Consider the following 9,679-nt stretch of genomic DNA (forward strand, 5'->3'; position numbering starts at 1 on the left):
CCTTGTATCTGTTTGAAAGCCTGAATCAACTGATTCAAACCTACCTGCCTGAAGACCAGATTAAGCGTCTTCAGCAGGCGTATCTCGTTGCACGTGACGCTCACGAGGGCCAGACACGTTCAAGCGGTGAACCCTACATCACGCACCCGGTTGCGGTAGCCTGTATTCTGGCCGAGATGAAACTCGACTACGAAACGCTGATGGCTGCCCTGCTGCACGACGTGATCGAAGATACCCCTGCCACCTACCAGGATATGGAACAGCTGTTTGGCAAAAGCGTTGCCGAGCTGGTGGAAGGGGTCTCTAAGCTTGATAAGCTGAAATTCCGCGACAAGAAAGAGGCGCAAGCCGAAAACTTCCGCAAGATGATTATGGCGATGGTGCAGGATATCCGCGTCATTCTCATCAAACTCGCTGACCGTACCCACAACATGCGCACGCTGGGCTCACTTCGCCCGGATAAACGTCGCCGCATTGCCCGTGAAACCCTCGAAATTTACAGTCCGCTGGCGCACCGTTTAGGTATCCACCACATCAAAACCGAGCTGGAAGAGCTGGGCTTTGAAGCGTTGTACCCGAACCGCTATCGCGTGATTAAAGAGGTGGTGAAAGCCGCACGCGGTAACCGTAAAGAGATGATTCAAAAGATCCTCTCTGAAATTGAAGGGCGTTTGCAGGAAGCGGGAATCCCGTGCCGCGTCAGCGGTCGCGAAAAACATCTTTACTCCATCTACTGCAAAATGGTGCTCAAAGAGCAGCGTTTTCACTCGATCATGGATATCTACGCGTTCCGCGTAATCGTCCACGATTCGGACACCTGCTACCGCGTGCTGGGGCAGATGCACAGCCTCTATAAACCGCGCCCGGGGCGCATGAAAGATTACATCGCCATTCCGAAAGCGAACGGCTATCAATCATTGCATACCTCGATGATCGGTCCGCACGGCGTGCCTGTTGAAGTGCAGATCCGCACCGAAGACATGGACCAGATGGCAGAGATGGGTGTAGCCGCACACTGGGCTTACAAAGAGCACGGTGGCGAAAGCAGCACCACCGCGCAAATCCGCGCCCAGCGCTGGATGCAGAGCCTGCTGGAGCTTCAGCAGAGTGCGGGTAGCTCGTTCGAATTTATCGAGAGCGTTAAATCCGATCTCTTCCCGGATGAGATTTACGTTTTCACCCCAGAAGGCCGCATTGTCGAACTGCCTGCGGGCGCAACACCGGTCGACTTCGCCTACGCCGTGCATACCGATATCGGGCACGCCTGCGTGGGCGCGCGCGTCGACAGACAGCCTTACCCGCTGTCTCAGCCGCTCTCCAGCGGACAGACGGTCGAAATTATTACCGCGCCGGGCGCACGTCCGAACGCGGCCTGGCTGAACTTTGTCGTGAGTTCCAAAGCGCGCGCCAAAATTCGTCAGCTGTTGAAAAACCTCAAGCGCGATGACTCCGTCAGCCTGGGGCGTCGCCTGCTCAACCACGCGTTGGGCGGCAGCCGCAAGCTGGCTGAGATCCCACCGGAGCATATTCAGCGTGAACTCGACCGTATGAAGCTCACGTCCTTGGACGATCTGCTGGCGGAAATTGGTCTGGGTAACGCGATGAGCGTCGTGGTGGCGAAAAACCTGCAGCAGGGCGAAGCGACGCCATCTGCTCCAGGCGCATCCGGCCATGCTCATCTGCCGATCAAAGGCGCGGACGGGGTGCTGATCACCTTCGCAAAATGTTGCCGTCCAATCCCTGGCGACCCGATTATTGCGCACGTCAGTCCGGGCAAAGGGCTGGTTATCCACCATGAATCCTGTCGAAACATTCGCGGCTACCAGAAAGAAGCCGAGAAGTTTATGGCGGTCGAGTGGGATAAAGAGACGGCGCAGGAATTTATCACCGAAATTAAGGTGGATATGTTCAACCACCAGGGTGCCCTGGCGAACCTGACGGCAGCCATCAACACGGCCTCGTCCAACATTCAGAGCCTGAATACGGAAGAAAAAGACGGCCGCGTCTATAGCGCCTTTATTCGTCTGACCGCTCGCGACCGCGTGCATCTGGCGAACATTATGCGCAAGATCCGCGTCATGCCGGACGTGATTAAAGTCACCCGAAACCGAAACTAGGTTTATGAATTCACAACGTTATGCCCGTATCTGCGAAACGCTTGCCAGACGCCAGCCTGACCTGACGGTCTGCATGGAGCAGGTGCATAAACCTCATAACGTCTCTGCCATCGTCCGTACCGCAGATGCCGTCGGCGTGCATGAAGTGCACGCCGTCTGGCCGGGTCACCGGATGCGAACCATGGTCTCTGCTGCGGCAGGCAGTAACAGCTGGGTATCCGTCAAATCTCACCAGACGATTGGCGATGCCGTATCGCATCTGAAAGGACGCGGGATGCAGATCCTGGCGACAAACCTGTCCGATAAGGCCGTGGATTTCCGCGAGATCGACTATACCCGCCCGACCTGCATTTTGATGGGTCAGGAGAAAACCGGGATCTCCCAGGAAGCGCTGGATCTGGCGGATCGGGACATCATCATTCCGATGATCGGCATGGTCCAGTCCCTTAACGTCTCCGTGGCATCCGCGCTCATTCTGTATGAAGCGCAGCGCCAGCGTCAGAACGCCGGGATGTACGAGCGCAGCAACAGCATGCTGCCGGAAGAAGAACAGCAGCGCCTGCTGTTTGAAGGTGGCTATCCGGTGCTGGCACGCGTTGCGAAGCAGAAAAAATTGCCTTACCCCCACGTCAACGCGCAGGGCGAAATTGAAGCCGATGCCGAGTGGTGGGCCACTATGCAGTACGCCGGGTAACCGATGAAAGGCCGCCTGCTGGATGCTATCCCGCTCAACAGCCTGACGGGCGTGGGCGCGGCGCAAAGCAATAAGCTGGCAAAAATTGGCCTGCACACCGTGCAGGATCTCCTGCTTCACCTCCCCCTGCGTTACGAAGACCGCACTCAGCTCTACAAGATTGGCGATCTGCTTCCCGCCATTTACGCCACCGTTGAAGGCGAAGTCCTGAACTGCAACATCTCTTTCGGCGGACGCCGGATGATGACCTGTCAGATCAGCGACGGCACCGGCATCCTCACCATGCGTTTCTTCAACTTCAGCGCGGCGATGAAGAACAGTCTGGCGACCGGCCGTAGGGTGCTGGCCTATGGCGAAGCTAAACGCGGGAAATACGGCGCAGAGATGATCCACCCGGAGTACCGCGTGCAGGGCGATCTCAGCACGCCGGAACTGCAGGAGACGCTCACTCCGGTTTACCCGACGACCGAAGGCATTAAGCAGGCGACGCTGCGTAAGCTCACCGATCAGGCCCTGGAGCTGCTGGATACCTGCGCCATTACCGAGCTGCTGCCGCCAGAACTGGCTCAGGGGATGATGAGCCTGCCCGAGGCGCTGCGCACCCTGCACCGCCCGCCGCCAACGCTGCAGCTCAGCGATTTAGAAAGCGGTAAACACCCCGCCCAACGGCGTCTTATCCTTGAGGAATTACTGGCGCATAACCTGAGCATGCTGGCGCTGCGCGCTGGCGCGCAGCGTTTCCACGCTCAGCCGTTAAGCCCGAATGATGTGCTCAAAGATAAGCTGCTGGCCTCGCTACCCTTTAAGCCCACCGGCGCGCAGGCGCGCGTCACCGCCGAGATTGAGCGCGATATGGCGCTCGATGTGCCGATGATGCGCCTGGTGCAGGGCGACGTAGGTTCAGGTAAAACGCTGGTTGCCGCCCTGGCCGCCCTGCGCGCCATCGCCCACGGCAAACAGGTCGCGCTGATGGCACCAACCGAACTGCTGGCTGAACAACACGCTAACAATTTCCGCGCCTGGTTCGCACCGCTCGGGATTGAGGTGGGCTGGCTCGCCGGAAAGCAAAAAGGCAAAGCGCGTCTTGCGCAGCAGGATGCCATCGCCAGCGGCCAGGTGCAGATGATTGTCGGCACACACGCTATCTTTCAGGAGCAGGTGCAGTTTAACGGCCTCGCGCTGGTGATTATCGACGAGCAGCACCGCTTCGGCGTGCATCAGCGTCTGGCGCTGTGGGAAAAAGGGCTGCAGCAGGGCTTCCACCCGCACCAGCTGATCATGACCGCCACGCCGATCCCGCGTACCCTGGCGATGACCGCCTACGCCGATCTGGATACCTCTACCATCGACGAACTGCCGCCGGGCCGAACGCCGGTGACGACGGTCGCCATACCGGATACGCGCCGCAGCGACATCATTGACCGCGTGCGCAACGCCTGCACCCATGAAGGGCGACAGGCCTACTGGGTCTGTACCCTGATTGAAGAGTCTGAACTGCTGGAGGCCCAGGCCGCCGAAGCGACGTGGGAAGAGCTCAAGCTGGCACTGCCCGAGCTGAACGTTGGCCTGGTTCACGGCCGCATGAAGCCTGCCGAGAAGCAGGCGGTGATGCAATCCTTCAAACAGGGGGAACTGCATTTGCTGGTCGCGACGACGGTCATCGAAGTGGGCGTTGACGTACCCAACTCCAGCCTGATGATCATCGAAAACCCGGAACGTCTGGGGCTTGCCCAGCTCCACCAGCTGCGCGGGCGCGTTGGCCGCGGCGCGGTAGCATCTCACTGCGTTCTGCTTTACAAAGCCCCTCTCTCGAAAACCGCCCAGATGCGACTGCAGGTGCTGCGCGATAGCAACGACGGCTTTGTGATTGCGCAAAAAGACCTGGAGATACGCGGCCCGGGCGAACTACTGGGCACGCGCCAGACGGGAAATGCTGAATTCAAAGTGGCGGATTTACTGCGCGATCAGGCCATGATCCCGGAAGTTCAGCGCCTTGCGCGCCATATTCATGAACGCTACCCCGAACAGGCGGCAGCGTTAATTGAGCGCTGGATGCCGGAAACCGAACGGTATTCCAACGCCTGATCTCAGGCAAATATCGGCAGCATCAGGTACAGCTTGATCACCAGCGCGTTGACGATATCAATGAAGAATGCGCCGACCATCGGGACCACCAGAAACGCCATATGCGATGGCCCGAACCGTTCAGTGATCGCCTGCATGTTGGCGATAGCCGTTGGGGTAGCCCCCAGACCAAACCCGCAGTGACCAGCCGCCAGCACCGCCGCATCATAGTTTTTCCCCATCATGCGCCAGGTCACGAACATGGCATAAAGCGCCATAAACAGTGCCTGCACCGCCAGAATCGCCACCATCGGCAGCGCCAGCGAGGCCAGCTCCCACAGCTTCAGGCTCATCAGCGCCATCGCCAGGAACAGCGACAGACAGACGTTGCCGAGCACCGATACCGCCCGTTCAAACACGCGGTAGAAGCCCATCAGCGCCAGACCGTTGCTCAGGATCACCCCGATAAACAGCACGCAGACAAAGGTCGGCAATTCAAACGCCGTTCCCGCCAGCCATTGCGCAACCACTTTGCCCACGGTCAGGCAGATGGCAATCATCGCGATGGTTTCAATCATCACCAGCGAGGTGATGCTGCGTCCAACGTCCGGTTTTTCAAACGCGGTCGGCACCATTTCATCGTCCGGTCTGCCATTCGGCGTGGTGGAGTGCTTCACCAGATAACGCGCTACCGGGCCGCCAATCAGGCCACCCAGTACCAGGCCAAAGGTCGCGCAGGCCATCGCCACTTCCGTCGCGTTTTCAAAACCGTAGCGTTCGATGAACAGCTTGCTCCACGCCGCGCCGGTGCCGTGACCGCCCGAAAGGGTAATCGACCCCGCCAGCAGCCCCATCAGCGGATCCAGCCCCAGCAGCGTTGCCATACCGATGCCAATGGCGTTCTGCATCAGCAGCAGCCCCACCACCACAATCAGGAATACGCCGAGCACCATACCGCCCGAGCGCAGGCTCGCCAGGTTGGCGTTCAGGCCGATAGTGGCAAAGAAAGCCAGCATCAGCGGGTCTTTCAGGGACATATCAAAATCAATTTCCCAGCCCATGCTTTTTTTCAGTATCAGCAAGGCCAGCGCCACCAGCAGACCGCCGGCGACAGGTTCAGGAATAGTGTATTTTTTCAGAAAGGAAACGCTGTGGACCAGCTTGCGACCAAGCAGAAGAACCAGCGTTGCGGCAACAAGGGTCGACAACGTATCGAGATGAATCATAAAAGGCTCCTGTTATGCGCGTATTCCATACACACGCGGCGTTATCCTGGGCCGGTTTGCGCTCGTCATGAGCCCCCGGCGCAAAAAGTGTAATTTTTTTTTCCGATAGGTTGTAAAAAACCTGCTCACAGCGGCAGATTTTCTTCCTTTTTTTTGCTGGCAATCGTTTGCTTTTACCAGGTGGTCAGATAAAATGCCCGCTTTTCCACCGTGGGATTGCCGCCGATGTCCGTTAACACCATAGAATCGCCAGATGCGCAACCGATTGCGCAGAAGCAAAATAGCGAACTGATTTACCGCCTTGAAGACCGACCGCCGCTGCCGCAGACGCTTTTTGCCGCCTGCCAGCATCTTCTGGCGATGTTTGTTGCGGTGATCACCCCGGCGCTGCTGATTTGCCAGGCGCTCGGTTTACCGGCGCAGGACACGCAGCACATTATCAGTATGTCTCTGTTCGCCTCCGGCGTGGCCTCCATTATTCAAATTAAAGCCTGGGGCCCGGTGGGGTCTGGGCTACTGTCGATTCAGGGCACCAGCTTTAACTTCGTTGCTCCCCTGATCATGGGCGGTACGGCCCTGAAAACCGGCGGCGCGGATGTCCCGACCATGATGGCGGCGCTGTTCGGCACGCTGATGCTGGCAAGCTGCACAGAGATGGTCATCTCCCGCGTGCTGCACCTGGCTCGCCGTGTGATCACCCCGCTGGTTTCCGGCGTCGTCGTGATGATTATCGGCCTGTCGCTGATTCAGGTGGGTCTTACCTCCATCGGTGGGGGCTATGCCGCCATGAGCGACCACACCTTTGGCGCGCCGAAAAACCTGCTGCTGGCAGGCGTCGTGCTGGCCATCATTATTCTGCTTAACCGCCAGCGTAACCCATACCTGCGCGTCGCCTCGCTGGTGATCGCCATGGCGGCGGGTTATCTGCTGGCGTGGGCGCTGGGGATGCTGCCGGAGAACACCGCGCCAACCAACAGCGCGCTGATCGCTGTCCCCACGCCGCTGTACTACGGTCTGGGCATTGACTGGGGTCTGCTCCTGCCGCTGATGCTGGTCTTTATGATTACTTCTCTGGAGACCATCGGTGATATCACCGCCACCTCCGATGTCTCCGAGCAGCCGGTGTCCGGCCCGCTGTACATGAAGCGTCTGAAAGGCGGCGTGCTGGCGAACGGCCTGAACTCGTTTGTCTCTGCGGTATTCAACACCTTCCCGAACTCCTGCTTCGGCCAGAACAACGGTGTGATCCAGCTGACCGGCGTGGCCAGCCGCTACGTTGGTTTCGTGGTGGCGCTGATGCTGATCGTCCTCGGCCTGTTCCCGGCGGTGAGCGGCTTTGTGCAGCACATTCCTGAGCCGGTGCTGGGCGGCGCAACGCTGGTGATGTTTGGGACTATCGCGGCCTCCGGCGTGCGTATCGTCTCCCGCGAGCCGCTGAACCGCCGCGCAATCATGATTATCGCGCTGTCGCTGGCCGTTGGTCTGGGTGTTTCCCAGCAGCCGCTGATCCTGCAGTTTGCGCCGGACTGGGTGAAAAACCTGCTCTCTTCCGGCATTGCCGCGGGCGGTATCACCGCTATCGTGCTGAACCTCGTTTTCCCGCCTGAGAAGAACTGATCTCCCTCACGGCAGGCAGTCAATGCCTGCCGTGACATCTAATTACACCATTCCCGCCTTGAGCATTGCGCATAAATCGTGCATAACTCCCTTATGTGCGTTTTGCGGGATGGAAGACCATGAAATTTATTGGAAAGCTGCTCGTCTATCTTCTGGTAGCCCTGCTTATTGTGCTGCTGGCGCTCTATATTTTGCTCCAGACCCGCTGGGGCGCGGCGCAGGTCAGCAGCTGGATTACGGTGAATACTGACTACGAACTCAGTTTCGACAAGATGAATCACCGCTTTTCATCGCCTTCCCACCTCATTCTGGAAAATGTCACCTTTGGGCGGGACGGTAAACCCGCCACATTAGTTGCCAAAAAAGTCGATATTGGCCTGAGCAGCCGTCAGATCACCGCTCCGCTGCACATGGGCACTATCACCCTGTTCGACGGCACGCTGAATCTCTCGCCTCAAACAGCGCCGCTGCCCTTCCAGGCCGATCGTCTGCAGCTGAACAACATGGCCTTTAACAGCCCGAATACTGAATGGGATCTGAGCGCACAGAAGGTCACGGGCGGCGTCAGCCCATGGCAGCCAGAAGCCGGGAACGTGCTGGGTAAAAACGCGAAAATCCAGATGAGCGCCGGCTCGCTGACCCTGAACGGCGTACCGGCCACCAACGTGCTAATCGACGGCCAGTTGAACGGCAAGGAGGTGGTGCTGAACACGATTGGTGCCGATATGGCCCGTGGCTCGCTCACCGGCTCCGCCCTGCGTAACGCTGACGGAAGCTGGATAATCGACACCATGCGCCTGAACGAGATCCGCCTGCAGAGCGACAAAACGCTGAAAGCGTTCTTCGCGCCGCTGGCTACCATCCCCTCCCTGCAAATTGGCCGTCTGGAGGTCACCGATGCCCGCCTGCAGGGCCCGGACTGGGCGGTGACCGATCTCGACTTAAGCCTGCGCAACCTGACTCTCAGCAAAGGCGACTGGCAGAGCCAGGAAGGTCGCCTGTCCATGAACGCCAGCGAGTTTATCTTCGGCTCGCTGCATCTGTTTGACCCGATCCTGAATGCGGAGTTTTCCCCGCAGGGCATAGCGCTGCGTCAGTTCACCTCCCGCTGGGAAGGCGGTATGGTGCGCACGTCCGGCAACTGGCTGCGCGACGGTAAAGCGCTGGTTCTGGACGATGTTGCCATCGCCGGGCTGGAGTACACCCTTCCTGAAAACTGGAAAACGCTGTGGATGGAGCCGCTGCCGGAATGGCTGAACAGCGTCACGCTGCAAAAATTTGGCCTGAGCCGCAACCTGGTGATCGACATCGATCCCGCCTTCCCGTGGCAGATCACCTCCCTGGACGGCTACGGCGCAAACCTGCAGCTGGCGAAAGATCGCCAGTGGGGCGTCTGGGGCGGCAGCGCAACATTAAACGGCGCGGCGGCGACCTTTAACCGCGTCGACGTGCGCCGTCCGTCGCTGGCGCTGAATGCCAACGCCGCCACGGTGAACATTAGTGACCTGAGCGCCTTTACCGAGAAAGGTATTCTGGAAGCCACGGCGACGGTTTCACAGCTCCCGCAGCGGCAGACCACGGTGAGCCTGAACGGGCGCGGCGTACCGCTCAACGTGCTGCAGCAGTGGGGCTGGCCTGCGTTACCGATTACGGGCGACGGCAATATTCAGGTGACCGCCAGCGGCAGCGTGCAGGCCGGTGCGCCGCTGAAGCCAACGGTAAATGGGAAGCTGAACGCGGTGAATATGGATAAGCAGCAGGTAGAGCAGACGATGACGGGCGGCGTGGTTGCAACGCCTGTGCAATAAAGTTTTTGATGTTTGTTCCCTCTCCCTTTGGGTGTACGGTCCGGGGACATAGTGAACACTTGTTCGGGGACATGGTAGACACTTACAACTGAGGCATAAGAACCCGTTTATGGAGTCGCTTATGCCCTGGGATGCGAGAGATACCATGTCATT

The 9,679-nt window shown here is 58.8% G+C and carries 6 protein-coding genes; 5 read left to right on the plus strand and 1 reads right to left on the minus strand.

Going from position 1 to position 9,679, the window contains the following annotated elements; translation table 11 throughout:
* Positions 1-2: 2 nt before the first annotated feature.
* The 3 genes from spoT to recG are packed head-to-tail and all read left to right on the plus strand — an operon-like array spanning position 3 to position 4,896.
* Positions 3-2,117 (plus strand): bifunctional GTP diphosphokinase/guanosine-3',5'-bis pyrophosphate 3'-pyrophosphohydrolase, encoded by a 2,115-nt coding sequence (gene spoT, locus ACMWL8_RS16765; RefSeq protein WP_028015011.1) that lies wholly within the window; start codon positions 3-5, stop codon positions 2,115-2,117.
* Between the two features lie 4 nt (positions 2,118-2,121).
* The gene (gene trmH, locus ACMWL8_RS16770; RefSeq protein ID WP_045260070.1) at positions 2,122-2,811 is read left to right on the plus strand and encodes a tRNA (guanosine(18)-2'-O)-methyltransferase TrmH; all 690 of its coding nucleotides are present in this window, start codon (positions 2,122-2,124) and stop codon (positions 2,809-2,811) included.
* A gap of 3 nt (positions 2,812-2,814) precedes the next feature.
* Positions 2,815-4,896: an ATP-dependent DNA helicase RecG gene (gene recG, locus ACMWL8_RS16775; RefSeq protein ID WP_045260071.1), complete on the plus strand. Its 2,082-nt coding sequence runs from the start codon at positions 2,815-2,817 to the stop codon at positions 4,894-4,896.
* Positions 4,897-4,898: 2 nt separating this feature from the next.
* Here the strand turns inward: recG and gltS are convergent, their stop codons facing one another.
* A complete protein-coding gene (gene gltS / locus ACMWL8_RS16780; protein WP_045260072.1) occupies positions 4,899-6,101 on the minus strand; it encodes a sodium/glutamate symporter in 1,203 nt (400 codons plus the stop codon).
* Positions 6,102-6,326: 225 nt separating this feature from the next.
* Here gltS and xanP point away from each other — a divergent pair, with 225 nt between their 5' ends.
* Both xanP and ACMWL8_RS16790 read left to right on the plus strand, forming a co-directional pair.
* Complete coding sequence (gene xanP / locus ACMWL8_RS16785) at positions 6,327-7,718, plus strand: xanthine/proton symporter XanP (RefSeq protein WP_045260073.1); 1,392 nt, start codon at positions 6,327-6,329, stop codon at positions 7,716-7,718.
* A 119-nt stretch (positions 7,719-7,837) separates the two neighbouring features.
* Positions 7,838-9,526 (plus strand): AsmA family protein, encoded by a 1,689-nt coding sequence (locus ACMWL8_RS16790; protein ID WP_028015006.1) that lies wholly within the window; start codon positions 7,838-7,840, stop codon positions 9,524-9,526.
* The last annotated feature ends 153 nt before the right edge of the window (positions 9,527-9,679 follow it).

The sequence above is a fragment of the Enterobacter sp. 04-C-12-SI-ECC genome, assembly GCF_047530715.1.
GTDB classification, from domain to species: Bacteria; Pseudomonadota; Gammaproteobacteria; order Enterobacterales; family Enterobacteriaceae; genus Enterobacter; species Enterobacter bugandensis.

What these genes read in the sequence shown, in the direction of transcription:
- recG (WP_045260071.1), top strand. Translation starts at nt 2,815, where the DNA reads ATGAAAGGCCGCCTGCTGGATGCTATCCCGCTCAACAGCCTGACGGGC.
- gltS (WP_045260072.1), bottom strand. Translation starts at nt 6,101, where the DNA reads ATGATTCATCTCGATACGTTGTCGACCCTTGTTGCCGCAACGCTGGTT.
- ACMWL8_RS16790 (WP_028015006.1), top strand. Translation starts at nt 7,838, where the DNA reads ATGAAATTTATTGGAAAGCTGCTCGTCTATCTTCTGGTAGCCCTGCTT.
- trmH (WP_045260070.1), top strand. Translation starts at nt 2,122, where the DNA reads ATGAATTCACAACGTTATGCCCGTATCTGCGAAACGCTTGCCAGACGC.
- xanP (WP_045260073.1), top strand. Translation starts at nt 6,327, where the DNA reads ATGTCCGTTAACACCATAGAATCGCCAGATGCGCAACCGATTGCGCAG.